We start from the raw sequence: 16142 nt of genomic DNA, 5'->3' as shown, positions 1-16142 counted from the left end.
ACGCCGGCTCCCACAAGGTCCGCGTACACCGCAAAACCTGTGGGAGCTGGCGTTGCCAGCGATGAGGCCGGCATGAACAAAGAAGCCTTTAGCCAGAACCATCTCCCGGACGGCTATTGACGCTCCCCCCAAGGGTCGGCGTATATTGATAGTTAGCAAACTATGAATATGGCAAGCAACGATCCCCATGAAGCTCGACGCACTGCAATTGAACACCAGCAGCGGCATGGTCATGGCCAGCCGCAGCTGGCGGCGCATCTGTCAGACCACCCTGGCGCGCTTCGGCATCAGCGAAGCCTGCGCCGTGCCGCTGTTGATGATCCTGCGCCTTGGCGATGGCGTGCATCAGGTCGCGGTGGCCCAGGCGGTAGGGGTGGAGAGCCCGTCGCTGGTGCGCCTGCTCGACCAGCTGTGCAACGCCGGCTATGTCTGTCGCTGCGAAGACCCGGGCGACCGCCGGGCCAAGGCGCTGTCCCTGACCGACAAGGGCCGCGAGCTGGCCGAAGCCATCGAAGGTGAGCTGGTGCGCCTGCGCCGCGATGTGCTCAAGGACATTCCCGCCGCCGACCTGGAAGCCGCCCTGCGCGTGGTCAAGGCCTTCGAAGAGGCGGCGCAGCGTTCGCCGGGCCTGCCCCTGTGAAGCACTTCTTCAGCTCGATGCCGCCCGCCCGGGACTGGTTCTACGGCGTGCGCACCTTCGCCGCGTCGATGATCGCCCTGTACATCGCCCTGCTTCTGCAACTGCCGCGGCCGTATTGGGCGATGGCGACCGTCTATATCGTCTCCAGCCCCTTCGTCGGCCCGACCAGCTCCAAGGCCCTGTACCGCGCCGTGGGCACCTTGCTCGGCGCTGCCGGCGCCGTACTGCTGGTGCCGTTGCTGGTCCAGGCGCCGGTGCTGCTGACCCTGGCCGTGGCGCTGTGGACCGCGACCCTCCTGTTCCTTTCCCTGCACCTGCGCACTGCCAACAGCTACACCCTGATGCTGGCTGGCTACACCTTGCCGATGATCGCCCTGCCGGTGGTCGACAACCCGCTGGCCGTGTTCGATATCGCCTCGTCCCGGGCTCAGGAGATCTGCCTGGGTATCGTCTGCGCGGCGGTGGTCGGTGCGGTGTTCTGGCCGCGACGGCTGACCCCGGTGTTCGTCGGCGCCACCGGCAACTGGTTCGCCGGGGCGATCAGCTACTGCGATACCTTCCTTGCCCGTAACGTCGCCGCCGATAGCGTGGGTAGCCTGCGCGGCTCGATGGTGGCGACCTTCAACACCCTGGAAATGATGATCGGCCAGCTGTCCCACGAAGGCGCCCGCCCGCAGACGGTGAAGAACGCCCGCGAGTTGCGCGGCCGCATGATCCACCTGCTGCCGGTGATCGATGCCCTCGACGACGCCTTGCTCGCCCTCGAAGGCCGCGCGCCGGAGCAGGCCGCGCAGCTCAAGCCGCTGCTGGAGGAGGCCCGCGAATGGCTGAAGAGCACCGCGACCGACGCCTCGGTAGCGCGCTGGTCGGCGCTGCGCGACAAGCTCGAACGCCTGCAGCCCAGCGTCGCCGAACTCGACCAGCGCCCCGGCCTGCTGCTGTCCAACGCGCTCTATCGCCTCGGCGAATGGATCGACCTGTGGCAGGACTGCTGCAGCCTCAAGCACGCCATCGCCAACGAAGACCTGTCGCCCTGGCGCGCGGTCTACCGGCACTGGCGCCTGGGCCGGCTGACGCCGTTTCTCGACCGCGGGCTGATGCTCTATTCGGTGTTCTCCACCTTCTCGGCGATTGCCGTGGCCACCGGCCTGTGGATCCTGCTCGGCTGGGCCGACGGTGCCAGTGCGGTGATCCTCGCGGCGGTGGCGTGCAGCTTCTTCGCCGCCATGGACGACCCGGCGCCGCAGATCTACCGGTTCTTCTTCTGGACCACGCTGTCGGTGGTGTTCGCCAGCCTGTACCTGTTCCTGGTGCTGCCCAACCTGCATGACTTCCCGATGCTGGTGCTGGCCTTCGCCGTGCCGTTCATCTGCGTCGGCACCCTGACCGTGCAGCCGCAGTTCTACCTCGGTACGCTGCTGACCATCGTCAACACCGCTTCGTTCATCAGCATCCAGGGCGCCTACGACGCGGACTTCCTGGCGTTCGTGAACGCCAATATCGCCGGCCCGGTCGGGCTGCTCTTCGCCTTTATCTGGACCCTGGTGATGCGCCCGTTCGGCGTCGAACTGGCGGCCCGCCGCCTGACCCGCTTCAGTTGGCGCGACATCGTCGGCATGACCCGGCCGGCGACCCTGGCCGAGCACCGCCGCCTCGGCGTGCAGATGCTCGACCGCCTGATGCAGCACCTGCCACGCCTGAGCCAGACCGGCCAGGACAGCGGCAGCGCGCTGCGCGACCTGCGCGTCGGCCTGAACCTGCTGGACCTGCTCGCCTATCTGCCACGGGCCACCCCGGCACCGCGTGCGGCGCTGGAAAAGGTGATCGACGAGGTCGGCGCGCATTTCCAGGCCTGCCTCGATGCCGGCGAGCGCCTGCATGCGCCGCCAGCCCTGCTGGGCAACATGGAAAAGGCCCGCCGCGCCCTTAACCTCGAAGCCATGGAAGGCTGCGCCGAAGCCCGCCTGCACCTGCTTCACGCCCTCAGCGGCCTGCGCCTGGCGCTGCTGCCCGGGGTCGAAGTGGTGCTGGAGCCGGCCGATCCTCAATCGCAACTGCCCTATGGTCTCGACGGAGCCCCGCTGTGATCGGTGAACTGGATATCAGCGGGGTATTCCTGCCCACGCTGCTGGTGATGATGCTGGCCAGCTACCTGCTGTTCCTTGGCATCCACGCAGTGCTCAACCGCCTGCATTTCTACCGCCTGGTCTGGCACCGGGCGTTGTTCAACGTTGCGCTCTACGCCGTGCTGCTGGGCACGGTCGACCACTTTTGCCGAAGCCTGATGCTGCCATGAAAAAACCTTTGTTGACCCTGGGCCGCGTGGTCCTGACGCTGCTGGTAGTGACCCTGGCGACCGTGCTGGTCTGGCAGATGGTCCTGTACTACATGTTCGCCCCCTGGACCCGCGACGGGCATATCCGCGCCGACGTGATCCAGATCGCCCCGGACGTTTCCGGCCTGATCCAGGAGGTCGCGGTGCGCGACAACCAGCCGATCAAGCGCGGCGACGTGCTCTTCACCATCGACCAGGACCGCTTCCGCCTGGCCCTGCGCCAGGCCCAGGCGACCCTGGCCGAGCGCAAGGAAACCCTGGCCCAGGCGCAACGCGAGGCCAAGCGCAACAAGGGCCTGGGCAACCTGGTTGCCGCCGAGCAACTGGAAGAGAGCCAGTCGCGCCAGGCCCGCGCCCAGTCGGCGCTGGACGAAGCCCAGGTGGCGGTGGACGCGGCGCAGCTCAACCTCGATCGCTCGGTGGTACGCAGCCCGGTCAACGGTTACCTCAACGACCGCACGCCGCGCGCCCACGAGTTCGTCAGCGCCGGACGCCCGGTGCTGGCGCTGGTGGACAGCGAGTCGTACCACGTCGAGGGCTATTTCGAGGAAACCAAGCTGTCCGGCATCCATGTCGGCCAGGCCGTGGATATTCGCGTGATGGGTGACAACACTCGCCTGCGCGGCCATGTGCAGAGCATCGTCGCCGGCATCGAGGACCGTGACCGCAGCGCCGGCGCCAACCTGCTGCCCAACGTCAACCCGGCGTTCAGCTGGGTGCGCCTGGCCCAGCGGATTCCGGTGCGTATCGTCTTCGACGAAGTGCCGGCGGACTTCCGCCTGATCGCCGGGCGTACCGCCACGGTGTCGATCATCGAGGACGCCAAGCAATGAAAAGGCTGTCGCTGCTGGGCCTGGCTCTGACGCTGTCGGCCTGCCAGATGGTCGGGCCGGATTATCACCTGCCGGAAAAGGCCGCGTTCAATCGTGCGGACCTGCAAGGGCAATTGCGTGCCGACGCCGACAGCGTGGTGTCGGCGCCGGTGCCGGCGGACTGGTGGCGGTTGTACCGCGATGATCGCCTGGATGCCCTGGTCAGCCAGGCACTGGCGGCCAACAGCGAATTGCGCGTGGCTGCGGCCAATATCGCCCGTGCCCGGGCCCAGGTCGAAGAGGCCGAGGCGCAGGGTGGTTTCAATGGTGGGGTCAAGCTTGGGGCGCAACGCTTGCAGGAGTCCGGCGAAGCCTTCCTGCTGGCGGACAAGGTGCCGGTGGCGAACATCGGCGAGGCGATCATCAGTGCGTCCTACCAGTTCGACCTGTGGGGCACCCTCAAGCGCGGCGTCGAGGCGGCCCAGGCCAATGCCGACGCGGTTCAGGCGGCGGCGGATACCGCGCGGATCACCGTGGTCGCCGACGTGGTGCGGGCCTACACCCAGGTGTGTGCGGCCAACGAGGAATACCACATCGCCCACGAGTCGCTGGACCTGCAGGACCAGAGCGTCAGCCTGACCCGACGCCTGCGCGATGCCGGGCGTGGCGATGAAACCCAGGTGACCCGCACCGAGACCCGCTTCAAATCGCTGCGCGCCGAACTGCCGCGCTACCAGGCGGCGCGGGACGCGGGGCTGTATACCTTGTCGATGCTGCTGGCCAAACCGGTTGACCAGTTGCCGGCCGGTACCGCCGATTGTGCCGAGCTGCCGCATATCGCCCAGTTGATTCCGGTAGGCGATGGCGCTGCGCTGCTCAAGCGCCGACCGGATGTGCGCCGTGCCGAACGGCAACTGGCCGCCGCCACCGCGACCATCGGCGTCGCCACCGGCCAGTTGTATCCGGACATCAGCATCGGTGCGCAGGTGGGGACCATCGGCATCCTGGAAAACCTCGGCAAACCGGCGACCAACCGCTGGGGCTTCGGCCCGCTGTTGACCTGGACCGTGCCGACCAATGGCTCGCGGGCGCGGATCCGCGAGGCCGAGGCCAGCACCCAGGCGGCGCTGGCCAATTTCGATGGAGTGGTGCTCAACGCCATCCGCGAGACTCAGACCAGCCTGTCCCAGTACAGCGCCTTGCTGGACCGGCGTGATGCACTGGAGGAGGCCGAGCGCTCGGCGAAGCTGGCGGCGGACCAGACCCACAGGTTCTACCAGGCCGGGCGGGCGTCGTTCCTCGCCGATCTGGAAGCGACCCGCACCTACACCGACATGCGCGCCCAGTTGGCGACGGCCAATACCCAGGTGGCGATGGGGCAGATCGGGTTGTTCCTGGCCCTGGGTGGTGGCTGGTAGGGCCTAATCGCTGGCAAGCCAGCTCCCACAGGTACTACATGCGCCGAACCTTGTGGGAGCTGGCTTGCCAGCGATGAGTCCTTTAGAAACACCAGAAAAATACCTGACCTAAACTTTCACTCCCCAAGGCAATCAATCCCTTTGAATCCCAGCCTAAAGGAGTGCCCCCATGGAATTGACCAACCACAAGTTCCACGAGCTGTTCAAACAGCTCGGCCTGCCCGACGACCCCAAGGGTATCGATCAATTCATCACCAGCCATTCCCCGCTGAAGAACGAGGTGAAGCTGGTCGATGCGCCGTTCTGGACCGATGCCCAGCGCGCCTTTCTCAAGGACCAGTTCATCGAGGATTCCGATTGGATCGTGATGGTCGACCAGCTCAACGAGGCCCTTAGAAATAAACGCTGAGCGGCACCCTATGAGCGTCAGTGGCGTTGCTATGCTCAGAAAAAAACAACAAGGGGACAGCGCCAATGAAAGACCCCTACGCCGTTGGCTTCTGGGCTGCCGTGACAGCCCTGGGCCTGCTGACCGCCGGTTATTTCTACGGGGTCAGGGAAGTTCACCAGCTCGATCAGGCCCGCCTGTTCCTTTACGGAGCCGCCGGCCTGATCGCGGCCCTCGCCCTCAGCGCGCTGGCGTGGATTCGCTGGCAACTGCTGAAGACGCGACGGCGCCAGCTGGAGCAAGGACGCACGCTGGTCGCCATCTGGAATACCAAGGTTGCCCTGCGCCGCGTGGAAACCGTGTTCGACCGTTATTTCTGGGGCAGTTACTGGCAACCAGGACGCACCTTCCAGGAAGTCATGGGCGAGCTTGAAGGCACGCCGCTGGAACGCAGCCTGGAAGCGCTCAAGACGCAGTGCCAGGAGCTCGACCAGGAAACCCACGACCGCCACCGCCACTGGCTGAACAACGCCCGCGAGCTGTCCAGCGTGGCCACGGCCATGGCCCGCGAGCGCTATCAGTTGGACCTGTGCGATTCGCAGCAAAGCTCGCGGCGCGGTGCGGCGGTGCTCAACCGCGACCTCGAGGTGCTGGTGTACACCTGGTCGGCGCGGTTGCGCAGTTTCGATCATCAACTGGACGAACTGGAAGGCGAATACCGCTAGGCGTCACTCGCCGCGGATATAGCCTTCCAGCTGGCGAATCAGATCGGCCTGCTCGGCGATGGCTTCCTTGACCAGGTCGCCGATCGACAGCAGGCCGAGCAGTTTGCCGTCCTCCACCACCGGCAGGTGGCGCAGGTGACTGTTGGTCATCATGCTCATGCAGGTCTCGACGTTCTGGTGCGAGTCCACGGTGATCACCGGCGAGCTCATGATCTCGCGCACCTCGGTACCCACCGACGAACGCCCCTTGAGCACCATCTTGCGCGCGTAGTCACGCTCGCTGACGATCCCCACCACCTGACCGTCCTTGACCACCGGCAGGGCGCCGACGTTCTTCTCGGCCATGACCATCAGGGCTTCGAGCACCGTCTGGTGCGGGGCGATGGTGTACACCTGATGCGTGTGCTGCGACTTCAACTTCAATAGCTGTGCCACGGTCTTCATTGCGGACCCTCTGCATGGGGGGTGGTTGTTGTAACGGCAGATACCCTCAAGAATCGTGCACGGCGGGCAATCGGGCAAGGCGGATTGCGGCATTGAAGCGATTGAAAAACGTCATGGTGCTGGTTGGGGCCGCTTTGCGGCCCTTCGCGAGCAAGCTCGCTCTCACGATGGTCCCGGATGGACTGCTTGTCGTGGGAGCGAGCTCGCTCGCGAAGGGCTGCAAAGCAGCCCCATGTTTTCAGCTCTGCTGCACGATCACCTGGCTGTTCAGATCACGGATCAGCGCCTCGACGGTCGGCATCAGCACCCGCAGTTGCTCCGGTGTGCAGGTCGAGCCGTCGTTGCGGAAGTCCATGCGCCGGGTCACCACCACGCTGTTGCCTTCGCGGCGGTAGTCGGCGCGGTAATCGAGGTTGCTGGCTTTCAGCACCACCGGCTTGGGCACGGCAATGATCTGCACCTGCGCCGGGAAGTCGAAGCGCGCTTCTTCCTCGCTCAGGCTGGAGACGCACAGGAACGGCTGCTTGCGCTCCTTCTCGCTGATAAAGCCCTGGGCGTTCTGCGCAATGCCGCCGGCGAAGCTGCTCAGGGTCGGCACGCCGATCGGCCCGGGCAGGTTGACCAGGTTGCGCAGGTGGCCGCTGATCTGCATCTGGAACCCGTGGCCCTGCTTGTCCAGCTTCTTGCCCTCGACCCGGCCGATGCCGGAGTGGCCGTAGCTGCTGAGGATGCGTTGCACCAGCATGTCGCGCTCGCCCGGCGCCATGTTGCGCAGGCCGTAGCGGTTCAGTTCGGCGCCCCAGCCCTCGATGGTCGAATCATTGCTGAAATCCGCCTCGCCGCTGTCGCTGATGCTGAAGGTGGTGCGGCTCTTCACCGAGCTGAGCTGGGTTTTCGGCGTGCGGGCGAGGGTGCCCGGGCCGACCAGGACCACCGGCTTGTCCATGTCCGGCAGCGGCAGGAAGCCGGCGGCGATGCCCTTCATGGTCGGGTCGAGATAGAGGTCGAGTTCGGGGATGTAGGTGATGGCGTGGTTGATCACGCCGAGGGTCGGCACCTTGGGCAACTGGTAGGCGTTGCCCAGGTTGATCAGCGCCGGGGTGCTGTGGATATCCACGGCGGCGAGCAAGGCACCAAGCAGCGCGACATGGTCCTTGCAGTCGCCGTAGCGATTGCTCAGCACGGTGTCGGCGGCATGCGGCACCACCCCGCCTGCGCCGATATAGACGGCGACGAAGCGCACGTTCTTGCGCACCCAGTCGCTCAGCACCAGGGCCTTGGCCCGAGGTTCGCTGACGGAAGCGGTCAGGGATTTGGCCAGCTCGGCGATGGCCGGGGTCACTTCGAACTGTGAGCGCGCCGCATAGGCCTTGGCGAACGCTGCGTAGTCGGCAAAGGTCGAGACCGCCAGGTACTGACCGTAGTCCGAGTAGGACACCGAACCCATTTCCATGCGCGGCTGTGCGTCGTGCTGGTAGTCCCAGCGCCACAGCTTGCGACCGCTTGCCGCTTGCGGGCTGGACGGCTTGAAGTCGTGGGCATCGGCCTGCAGCGGCAGGGTCGCGGGCAGGTCATAGACCACGCTCATCTGCTTCACCGGGTAGATGTAGGGGAACACCGTGTCCTCGAACTGGCCGGGGAACAGCGCGGTACTGCGATGGCGCTTGTAGGTCAGCACCAGGCGGTCGCCCACGGCGACCTCGGGGAAGATCACCACCTTGACCAAGCTGTCGAGGAACATCGGCGCATCGGCCGAAGCCTGCTGCTGTTGCTCCTTGATCTGCTCGGCGCTGACCTGGACCTTGCGCCCGTCGGGCTTCTCGGTATACGCCTCGACCACTTCGAGGCTTTCCAGGGTGCGGTTGTAGGGCAGCGATTGCTGGGCGGTGGTCTTGATCGCGCGGTCTTCCTCGATATGGAAGACCAGCTCATGGCGCAGGTCGTAGCTGCCATCCGCTTCGACGCGGTAATGGCGGGCATCCTTTTCCACGGTGACGGAGCGGTCGCGCCCGTCCTCCGCGGCCTGGGCCAGGTTGAGGGTAAACAGGCAGAACAGCAGGCCCAGCCAGTGCGCCGGGCGTGAAACGAGCCACTTCATAGAGATCCTTCTTGCAGGCGGGTTTCGAAATCGATGCGCAGTAATGCGAATCAATATTGCGATTGTGCCTGAAGTGCTTCCCTGCTGCAGGGCTCAACTGGCGCCGAGGATCTTGCCGAGGAACTGCCGGGTCCGCTCCTGCTGCGGGTTGGCGAACAGCGCCTTGGCCTCGCCCTGTTCGACGATCACCCCCTTGTCGAAGAAGATCACCCGGTTGGCCACGTCACGGGCGAAGCTCATCTCGTGGGTGACGATGATCATGGTGCGTTTTTCCCGGGCGAGATCGCGGATGGTTGCCAGTACTTCGCCGACCAGCTCCGGGTCGAGGGCCGAGGTGGGTTCGTCGAAGAGGATCACCTGCGGCTCCATCGCCAGCGCCCGGGCGATTGCCACCCGCTGTTGCTGACCACCGGACAGGCGCCGGGGGTAGGCGTCTTCCTTGCCGGCCAGGCCGACCTTGGCCAGCAATGCTCGGCCGAGTTTCTCCGCCTGGTCGCGCGCGGTCTTCTTCACCACCACGGGGCCTTCGATGACGTTTTCCAGCGCCGTGCGATGAGGGAACAGGTTGAAGTTCTGAAACACGAAACCGACCTGCTGGCGCAGGCGGCGGATCAGGTTGCCTTGCTGGTTCAGCGGCTTGCCGGCATCGATCTCCACCTCGCCGACCTGGATCAGGCCGCTGTCCGGGGTTTCCAGCAGGTTCAAGCAACGCAGGAAGGTGGTCTTGCCCGAGCCGCTGGGGCCGATGATGGCGATCACCTCGCCGGGCTCGACGGTCAGGTCGATGTCCTTGAGCACGGGGTGGCCGTTGAACTGCTTGTTGAGCTTTTCCACCCGGATCATCGCTGCGGCTCCTGGTCATGCCGGTTGACCCGGGTTTCCATGCGGTGCTGGAAGTGCGCCAGGACGCTGCACAGGATCCAGTAGATCACTGCCACGGCCAGGTACATGGTGAAGACTTCGAAGGTTCGCGCGGTGATCAACTGCGCCTGGCGGAACAGCTCGGGAACCTGGATGGTCGCCGCCAGGGCGGTGTCCTTGACCAGCGAGATGAAGCTGTTGCCCAACGGCGGCAATGCGGTGCGCAAGGCCTGCGGCAGGATCGCCCGGCGCATCGCCTGGGTGCGGGTCATGCCGATGCTGGCGGCGGCTTCCCATTGGCCGCGGTCGATGGAGGAAATCGCTGCGCGGAGGATCTCGCAGATGTAGGCGGCCATGTTCAGCGACAGGCCGATCAGCGATGCCGGGATCGGATCGAGCTCGATACCGATCTGCGGCAGGCCGAAGTAGATCACGAACAACTGCACCAGCAGCGGCGTGCCGCGGAAGAACGACACGTAGATGCGTGCCGGCCAGTCCAGCAGGCGCCGCTTGGACAGGCGCATGAGGGCCAGGGCAAAGCCCAGGACCAGGCCGAAGAACATGCCGCCGACGCTGAGCAGCACGGTGTAGCCAGCGCCCTTCAGCAGGAAGGGCGTGGAATCGGCAACCAGTTGCAGGCTTTCGGCGATCATTTGGTTACATCAGCACCGAAGTATTTCTCCGACAGCTTGGCCAGCGTGCCGTCGGCGCGCAGCTTGTCCAGGGCCTTGTTGATCGCGTCGAGCAGTTCCGGCTCGCCCTTGCGCAGGGCAATCCCGGACTCAAGGCGGGAGAAGGCGGCGCCGGCCAGCTCGGTGTCCTTGGCCTTTTGCGCGTATTCCAGGGCGGCCAGGCGGTCGACCAGGATCGCGTCGATGCGGCCGTTGCGCAGGTCGGCGAACTTGCTCGGATCGTCCTCGTAGGTGCGCACGTCAGCCTGCGGGACGGTCTGCTTCACCCATTGTTCGTAGTTGGTGCCCAGGCCGACGCCGACCTTCTTGCCGGCCAGGTCGGCGGCGGCGTTGATCTTCAGGGCCTCGGCCTTCTTCTTCAGGATCAGCGCCTGGATACCCGAGATGGTGTAGGGCTCGGAAAAGTCGTACTTCTTCTTGCGCTCATCGGAGATGGTCACCTGGTTGACCACCACGTCCAGGCGCTTGGATTCGAGGGCGGCGAGAATGCCGTCCCACTTGGTCGGCTGGACCTTGGCCTTGACTCCCAGCTCCTTGGCCAGGGCTTCCGACAGCTCCACCTCGAAGCCGGTGAGCTTGCCGTTCTCGTCGACGAAGCTGAACGGCGGGTAGGTACCTTCCAGGCCGACGTTGATCACGCCCTTGTCCTTGATCGTCTGCAACTGCTCGCCGGCAACCGCCTGGCCCAGCAGGCTGGCACCCAGCAGAAGGCCCGCGCCGACACCGAGAATGCGTTTGGTGAAAACGGAAATCGTCATGCCCTGTCCCCAGTCTTGTTGTGGAAGTGGTGGTGACTATAAGGGCGCGGCTAATAGTCCTGAAAATAATAAAAAAGAATTCTTCTATATCTTTCAGTTCTACAAGCCGGCACCGGTCTCAGCCTTGATAGACATCAGGGTAGGCGAATAATGCTGGCGCCCCGCCCGTGTGCAGAAAAATCAGCGGACCCTCGTCGAAGCGCTGCCGGGCGACGCCGTCGAGCAGCCCGGCCATGGCCTTGGCGGTGTACACCGGGTCGAGCAGCACGCCCTCCTGGCTGGCCAGCAGGCGAATCGCGGCCAGGCCACCGGCATTGGCTTCGCCGTAGCGTGGGGCGTAGTACTCGTCCCACAGATGAACCTTGAACGCGTTTGGCAGCGCCACCCCTAGCAGTTCGGCGGTGCGCTCGGCCAGGGCCTGGACCTTGGGCTTTTGCGCCTCTTCGCTGCGCGACACGGTGACGCCGATCACCGGAACGTCCGGCAGGCGCTCGGCCAGGGCCAGCGCCAGGCCAGCGTGGGTCCCGGCGCTACCGGAGGCGAGAACCACGCCAGCGAAGCGCTGGCCGCTGTGCTCGATCTGCTCGGCCAGTTCCAGTCCGGCGCGCACGTAGCCCAGGGCGCCGAGGGCGTTGGAGCCGCCGATGGGCACCAGGTACGGCTTGCGCCCGCTGGCATGCAGGCGCACGCCGAGGGTCTGGAGTTGTTCGTCGGCATTGTCGAGGTTGTCCACCAGCTCGACCTTGGCATTGAACAGGTCCAGCAGCAGGCGGTTGCCGTTGGCCAGGTAGCTGGCCGAGTCGGTGCCGATGGGGTTTTCCAGCAGGGCCACACAGCCCAGGCCGAGGCGGGCGGCGAGGGCAGCGGTCTGGCGCACATGGTTGGACTGGATCGCCCCGGCAGTGACCAGGGTATCGGCGCCCTTGGCCAGGGCATCGGCGGCGAGGTATTCGAGCTTGCGCAGCTTGTTGCCGCCGAGGGCCAGTGGGGTCAGGTCGTCGCGTTTGATGTAGAGGTCGCGACCGGCCCAGTCCGACAGGCGCTGGAGCTTTTCCAGCGGGGTCGGCGCAGCGAGCAGTTCCAGGCGATTGAAGCGGGACAACTGTCGTTCGATCATGGGGATAGTCGGCTGTAGGAAAATTCGAGCATAGGCAGGCATTGGGACACAGGCAACCGGGTCGGCCTCATCGCTGCATGGGTATCTACACATCTCGATCAAGCACAACACAACCCCCTGTGGGAGCGGCTGTTAGCCGCGATTGGCCGCAAAGCGGCCATAAAACCTGTGCACTCGGTGTGTCAGTCAGACCTGGGACTCAGGTTTTGCGACGGCTTCGCCGCCGATCGCGCGGTCCGGCGTCCCGGCTAACAGCCGCTCCCACAAGGTCCGCGTTGGGCATGGCAGAGATATGTAGATACCCATGCTCATCGCTGGCAAGCCAGCTCCCACAGGTACTGCATCCACCGGACCTTGTGGGAGCTGGCTTGCCAGCGATTGGTGCCACCCCGGTATTCCTGCTTATGCCGCCCATATAGCCAACCGTCATAACAGGGTGTTTTTTCCACCCCCCGCCCATGACGTAGAGTGCTGAACCAAGAGAGCGGCATTCCCCTACCAGTCCCACGCCGCCGAGCAGGAGAAACCACCGTGAGCGACAACGCGCAATCCGGGTATTGGCAATTGAATTCCATCGTCGGCCAGCTACGCTCGGCCCGAGATGAGTGGCGCACCCGCAATGGTCGCAGCAGCGGCGAACAGGGCGGGCGCGAGCTGCCATCGCGCGAGGCGGTGAAGCACATCCTCGAACAACTCTGTGGCGCGCTGTTCCCCATGCGCCTCGGTCCGGTGGACCTGCGCGAGGAAAGCGAAGACTTCTACGTCGGCCACACCCTCGACTCGGCCCTGACCGCGCTGCTGGCCCAGGCCCGCCTGGAACTGCGCTACGCCGCCCGTCATGGCAAGCAGGACGACGCCGATGTCGACGCCACAGCGCTGCGCCTGATCCAGGAGTTTGCCGCGGCCCTGCCGGCCATGCGCGTGCTGCTGGATACCGACGTGCTGGCCGCCTTCAACGGCGACCCGGCAGCGCGCAGTGTCGATGAAGTGCTGCTGTGCTATCCCGGCGTGCTGGCGATCATCCATCACCGCCTGGCCCACCACCTGTATCGCGCCGGGCTGCCGTTGCTGGCGCGGATCAGTTCCGAGCTGGCGCATTCGATCACCGGCATCGACATCCACCCGGGCGCGCAGATCGGCAAGAGCTTCTTCATCGACCACGGCACCGGCGTGGTGATCGGCGAAACCGCGATCATCGGCGAGCGGGTGCGCATCTACCAGCACGTCACCCTGGGCGCCAAGCGCTTCCCCGAGGACGAATGCGGCAAATTGCAGAAGGGCCATCCGCGCCACCCGATCGTCGAGGACGACGTGGTGATCTACGCCGGCGCGACCATTCTCGGGCGGATCACCATCGGTCAGGGCTCGACCATCGGCGGTAACGTCTGGCTGACCCGCAGCGTGCCGGCGGAGAGCAATATCACCCAGGCCAACCTGCAGTCGGACGAGGGGGCGCAGAAGTAGTTTTTCCGTGGCTTTGAGGGCCCTATCGCTGGCAAGCCAGCTTCCACAGGTACTGCATGCACCGGACCTTGTGGGAGCTGGCTTGCCAGCGATGAGGCCCTCGATAACACCAGAAATTTCCCAGTCCAGTAGTCAGCTATAGGTCGCCTCGATCCCTGATCCATGTTTAACTTGAACGCTTGTTCAAATTAAAACGCTGGTCCGCTGCCGGTGTTCAACAGGAGGATCTGCCTTTGCTGAACCCGTTCAACCCCACCGCTCTTCCGTCTTGCGGGGTGCTTCTGCGATGAATGCCCCGTCGAAGATCCGCATGAATCCCCCGGTGTTCTATTTCGCCGCCAGTTTCATCCTGCTGTTCGCCCTGACCGTCATCGCCAACCCCCAGGCCGCTGGCGAGTGGCTGTTGGCCGCGCAGAACTGGGCGGCGCATACCGTCGGCTGGTACTACATGCTGGCCATGACCCTGTACCTGGTGTTCGTGGTGGTCACCGCGCTGTCCGGCTACGGCAAGATCAAGCTCGGCGCCGACCATGACGAGCCCGAGTTCAGCTACCTGTCCTGGGCCGGCATGCTGTTCGCCGCCGGGATCAGCATCACCCTGTTCTTCTTCTGCGTCTCCGAACCCCTGACCCATTTGATGCAGCCGCCCCAGGGCGAAGCCGGCACGGTGGAGGCCGGGCGCCAGGCGATGCAGGTGCTGTTCCTGCACTGGGGCCTGCACGGCTGGGGCGTGTTCGCCTTCGTCGGCATGGCCCTGGCCTATTTCGCCTACCGCCATAACCTGCCGCTGGCCCTGCGCTCGGCGCTGTACCCGCTGATCGGCAAGCGCATCAACGGGCCGATCGGCTACGCGGTGGATGGCTTCGGCATCATCGCCACGGTGTTCGGCCTCGGCGCCGACATGGGCTTCGGTGTGTTGCACCTCAATTCCGGTCTCGACTACCTGTTCGGCATCGCCCACACCCAATGGGTGCAGGTCGCACTGATCGCCCTGATGATGGGCGCGGCGGTGCTGGTGGCGGTGGCCGGGGTGGAGAAGGGCGTGCGGGTGATGTCCGACGTCAACCTGTTCCTGGCCTGCGCGCTGCTGCTTTTCGTGCTGTTCGCCGGGCCCACCCAGCACCTGTTCAACACCCTGATCCAGAACCTCGGCGACTACCTCGCCGTGCTGCCGCGCAAGAGTTTCGACGTCTACGCCTACGATGGCGCCAACGACTGGCTGGGCAACTGGACGGTGTTCTACTGGGCCTGGTGGATTGCCTGGGCGCCGTTCGTGGGCCTGTTCATCGCGCGGATTTCCCGCGGCCGGACCATTCGCGAATTCGTCTTCGGCGTGTTGCTGATCCCGCTGGGCTTCACCCTGGCGTGGATGTCGATCTTCGGCAACAGCGCCCTGACCCAGGTGCTCGACCACGGCATGACCGCCCTGGCCGACTCGGCGGTGAACAACCCGTCGATGACCCTCTACCTGCTGCTGGAAACCTACCCGTGGAGCAAGACGGTAATCGCCGTCACCGTGTTCATCAGCTTCGTTTTCTTCGTCACCTCGGCCGACTCCGGCACCGTGGTGCTCTCGACCCTCTCGGCCAAGGGCGGCAGCACCGACGAGGACGGCCCGAACTGGCTGCGGGTGTTCTGGGGCGTGATGACCGCGCTGGTCACCAGCGGCCTGCTGTTCGCCGGCAGCATCGACTCGCTGAAATCGGCGGTGGTGCTCACCTCGCTGCCGTTCTCGGTGATCCTGCTGGCGATGATGTGGGGCCTGCACAAGGCGTTCTACCTGGAGTCGCAGCGGCGTATCGCGCAGATGCACTCGCTGTCGCCATCCGCCGGCTCGCGCCGCGGCAAGAACGGCTGGCGCCAGCGCCTGAGCCAGGCGGTGCACTTCCCGTCGCGGGACGAGGTGTACCGCTTCATGGAAGACGTGGTGCGCCCGGCGATTGCCGAGGTCACCGAGGTCTATGCGGAAAAGGGCCTGAGCGTCATCACCCAGGAAGACCCGAGCCACGACAACGTCAGCCTGAAGATCGGCCACGGCGAGGAACAGCCGTTCCTCTACCAGGTGCAGATGCGCGGCTACTTCACCCCGTCCTTCGCCCTCGCCGGGCTCGGCACCCAGGAGCTGAAGAACCGCCGCTATTACCGCGCCGAAGTGCACCTGGCCGAAGGCAGCCAGGACTATGACCTGATGGGCTACAGCAAGGAGCAGGTGATCAACGACATCCTCGACCAGTACGAGCGGCATTTGCAGTACCTGCATCTGGTGCGTTGATTTGCCCGACACTCGCCGCGTGATTTTCCGATCACGCGGCGAGCTTGCTGAATTTCCGCAGCGTCTTTCGGAAACGTCTCACAGACACCGCCGTTTCTCCTCCCTAGGCTGCGAACTC

Annotated in this window: 15 protein-coding genes; 9 read left to right on the top strand and 6 right to left on the bottom strand. The window is 65.0% G+C overall.

Features of this window, described 5'->3' with window-relative positions; all coding sequences use genetic code 11:
• Window positions 1–187 precede the first annotated feature (187 nt).
• The 7 genes from ACODSK_RS00535 to ACODSK_RS00505 all read left to right on the top strand — a co-directional run bounded on the left by ACODSK_RS00535 (window position 188) and on the right by ACODSK_RS00505 (window position 6318).
• Complete coding sequence (locus ACODSK_RS00535) at window positions 188–640, top strand: MarR family winged helix-turn-helix transcriptional regulator (RefSeq protein ID WP_489013065.1); 453 nt, start codon at window positions 188–190, stop codon at window positions 638–640.
• Window positions 637–2727, top strand: a complete 2091-nt coding sequence (locus ACODSK_RS00530) for an FUSC family protein (protein ID WP_489013064.1) — start codon at window positions 637–639, stop codon at window positions 2725–2727. The genes ACODSK_RS00535 and ACODSK_RS00530 overlap by 4 nt, the downstream gene beginning before the upstream one ends.
• Window positions 2724–2936, top strand: coding sequence for a DUF1656 domain-containing protein (locus ACODSK_RS00525; RefSeq protein ID WP_489013063.1), 213 nt, complete (start codon window positions 2724–2726; stop codon window positions 2934–2936). The genes ACODSK_RS00530 and ACODSK_RS00525 overlap by 4 nt, the downstream gene beginning before the upstream one ends.
• The gene (locus ACODSK_RS00520) at window positions 2933–3808 is read left to right on the top strand and encodes an efflux RND transporter periplasmic adaptor subunit (protein WP_489013061.1); all 876 of its coding nucleotides are present in this window, start codon (window positions 2933–2935) and stop codon (window positions 3806–3808) included. The genes ACODSK_RS00525 and ACODSK_RS00520 overlap by 4 nt, the downstream gene beginning before the upstream one ends.
• Complete coding sequence (locus ACODSK_RS00515) at window positions 3805–5205, top strand: efflux transporter outer membrane subunit (protein ID WP_489013060.1); 1401 nt, start codon at window positions 3805–3807, stop codon at window positions 5203–5205. Before ACODSK_RS00520 ends, ACODSK_RS00515 begins: the two co-directional genes overlap by 4 nt.
• Before the next feature lie 169 nt (window positions 5206–5374).
• Window positions 5375–5614, top strand: coding sequence for a DUF2789 domain-containing protein (locus ACODSK_RS00510; RefSeq protein ID WP_489013059.1), 240 nt, complete (start codon window positions 5375–5377; stop codon window positions 5612–5614).
• A gap of 65 nt (window positions 5615–5679) precedes the next feature.
• Window positions 5680–6318: an NADH:ubiquinone oxidoreductase subunit N gene (locus ACODSK_RS00505; protein ID WP_489013058.1), complete on the top strand. Its 639-nt coding sequence runs from the start codon at window positions 5680–5682 to the stop codon at window positions 6316–6318.
• Between the two features lie 3 nt (window positions 6319–6321).
• On the opposite strand, the gene ACODSK_RS00500 is transcribed toward ACODSK_RS00505, so the two are convergent.
• The 6 genes from ACODSK_RS00500 to ACODSK_RS00475 all read right to left on the bottom strand — a co-directional run bounded on the left by ACODSK_RS00500 (window position 6322) and on the right by ACODSK_RS00475 (window position 12288).
• Entirely contained in the window at window positions 6322–6762 is a 441-nt protein-coding gene (locus ACODSK_RS00500; protein ID WP_489013057.1) for a CBS domain-containing protein, read from the bottom strand.
• 238 nt (window positions 6763–7000) lie between these two features.
• Window positions 7001–8860 (bottom strand): DUF3857 domain-containing transglutaminase family protein, encoded by a 1860-nt coding sequence (locus ACODSK_RS00495; protein WP_489013055.1) that lies wholly within the window; start codon window positions 8858–8860, stop codon window positions 7001–7003.
• Between the two features lie 93 nt (window positions 8861–8953).
• Window positions 8954–9703, bottom strand: coding sequence for an L-cystine ABC transporter ATP-binding protein TcyN (gene tcyN / locus ACODSK_RS00490; protein WP_489013054.1), 750 nt, complete (start codon window positions 9701–9703; stop codon window positions 8954–8956).
• Window positions 9700–10374 (bottom strand): cystine ABC transporter permease, encoded by a 675-nt coding sequence (tcyL, locus tag ACODSK_RS00485; RefSeq protein WP_489013052.1) that lies wholly within the window; start codon window positions 10372–10374, stop codon window positions 9700–9702. The genes tcyN and tcyL overlap by 4 nt, the downstream gene beginning before the upstream one ends.
• Complete coding sequence (tcyJ, locus tag ACODSK_RS00480) at window positions 10371–11171, bottom strand: cystine ABC transporter substrate-binding protein (protein ID WP_489013051.1); 801 nt, start codon at window positions 11169–11171, stop codon at window positions 10371–10373. The genes tcyL and tcyJ overlap by 4 nt, the downstream gene beginning before the upstream one ends.
• Window positions 11172–11289: 118 nt before the next feature.
• On the bottom strand, window positions 11290–12288 hold the full coding sequence (locus ACODSK_RS00475) for a D-cysteine desulfhydrase (RefSeq protein ID WP_489013050.1): 999 nt from the start codon (window positions 12286–12288) through the stop codon (window positions 11290–11292).
• A gap of 531 nt (window positions 12289–12819) precedes the next feature.
• Between ACODSK_RS00475 and epsC the strand changes: the two genes are divergently transcribed.
• Together epsC and betT are read left to right on the top strand one after the other, a co-directional pair.
• On the top strand, window positions 12820–13752 hold the full coding sequence (epsC, locus tag ACODSK_RS00470) for a serine O-acetyltransferase EpsC (RefSeq protein WP_489013048.1): 933 nt from the start codon (window positions 12820–12822) through the stop codon (window positions 13750–13752).
• 286 nt (window positions 13753–14038) lie between these two features.
• Window positions 14039–16024: a choline transporter BetT gene (gene betT, locus ACODSK_RS00465; RefSeq protein ID WP_489013047.1), complete on the top strand. Its 1986-nt coding sequence runs from the start codon at window positions 14039–14041 to the stop codon at window positions 16022–16024.
• The last annotated feature ends 118 nt before the right edge of the window (window positions 16025–16142 follow it).

Source organism: Pseudomonas sp. FG98, from assembly GCF_057808595.1.
This window is presented reverse-complemented; position numbering and strand designations above follow the sequence as displayed.

What these genes read in the sequence shown, in the direction of transcription:
- ACODSK_RS00495 (WP_489013055.1), bottom strand. Translation starts at nt 8,860, where the DNA reads ATGAAGTGGCTCGTTTCACGCCCGGCGCACTGGCTGGGCCTGCTGTTC.
- tcyJ (WP_489013051.1), bottom strand. Translation starts at nt 11,171, where the DNA reads ATGACGATTTCCGTTTTCACCAAACGCATTCTCGGTGTCGGCGCGGGC.
- betT (WP_489013047.1), top strand. Translation starts at nt 14,039, where the DNA reads ATGAATGCCCCGTCGAAGATCCGCATGAATCCCCCGGTGTTCTATTTC.
- ACODSK_RS00515 (WP_489013060.1), top strand. Translation starts at nt 3,805, where the DNA reads ATGAAAAGGCTGTCGCTGCTGGGCCTGGCTCTGACGCTGTCGGCCTGC.
- ACODSK_RS00505 (WP_489013058.1), top strand. Translation starts at nt 5,680, where the DNA reads ATGAAAGACCCCTACGCCGTTGGCTTCTGGGCTGCCGTGACAGCCCTG.
- ACODSK_RS00500 (WP_489013057.1), bottom strand. Translation starts at nt 6,762, where the DNA reads ATGAAGACCGTGGCACAGCTATTGAAGTTGAAGTCGCAGCACACGCAT.
- ACODSK_RS00510 (WP_489013059.1), top strand. Translation starts at nt 5,375, where the DNA reads ATGGAATTGACCAACCACAAGTTCCACGAGCTGTTCAAACAGCTCGGC.
- ACODSK_RS00520 (WP_489013061.1), top strand. Translation starts at nt 2,933, where the DNA reads ATGAAAAAACCTTTGTTGACCCTGGGCCGCGTGGTCCTGACGCTGCTG.
- ACODSK_RS00475 (WP_489013050.1), bottom strand. Translation starts at nt 12,288, where the DNA reads ATGATCGAACGACAGTTGTCCCGCTTCAATCGCCTGGAACTGCTCGCT.
- tcyL (WP_489013052.1), bottom strand. Translation starts at nt 10,374, where the DNA reads ATGATCGCCGAAAGCCTGCAACTGGTTGCCGATTCCACGCCCTTCCTG.
- tcyN (WP_489013054.1), bottom strand. Translation starts at nt 9,703, where the DNA reads ATGATCCGGGTGGAAAAGCTCAACAAGCAGTTCAACGGCCACCCCGTG.
- ACODSK_RS00535 (WP_489013065.1), top strand. Translation starts at nt 188, where the DNA reads ATGAAGCTCGACGCACTGCAATTGAACACCAGCAGCGGCATGGTCATG.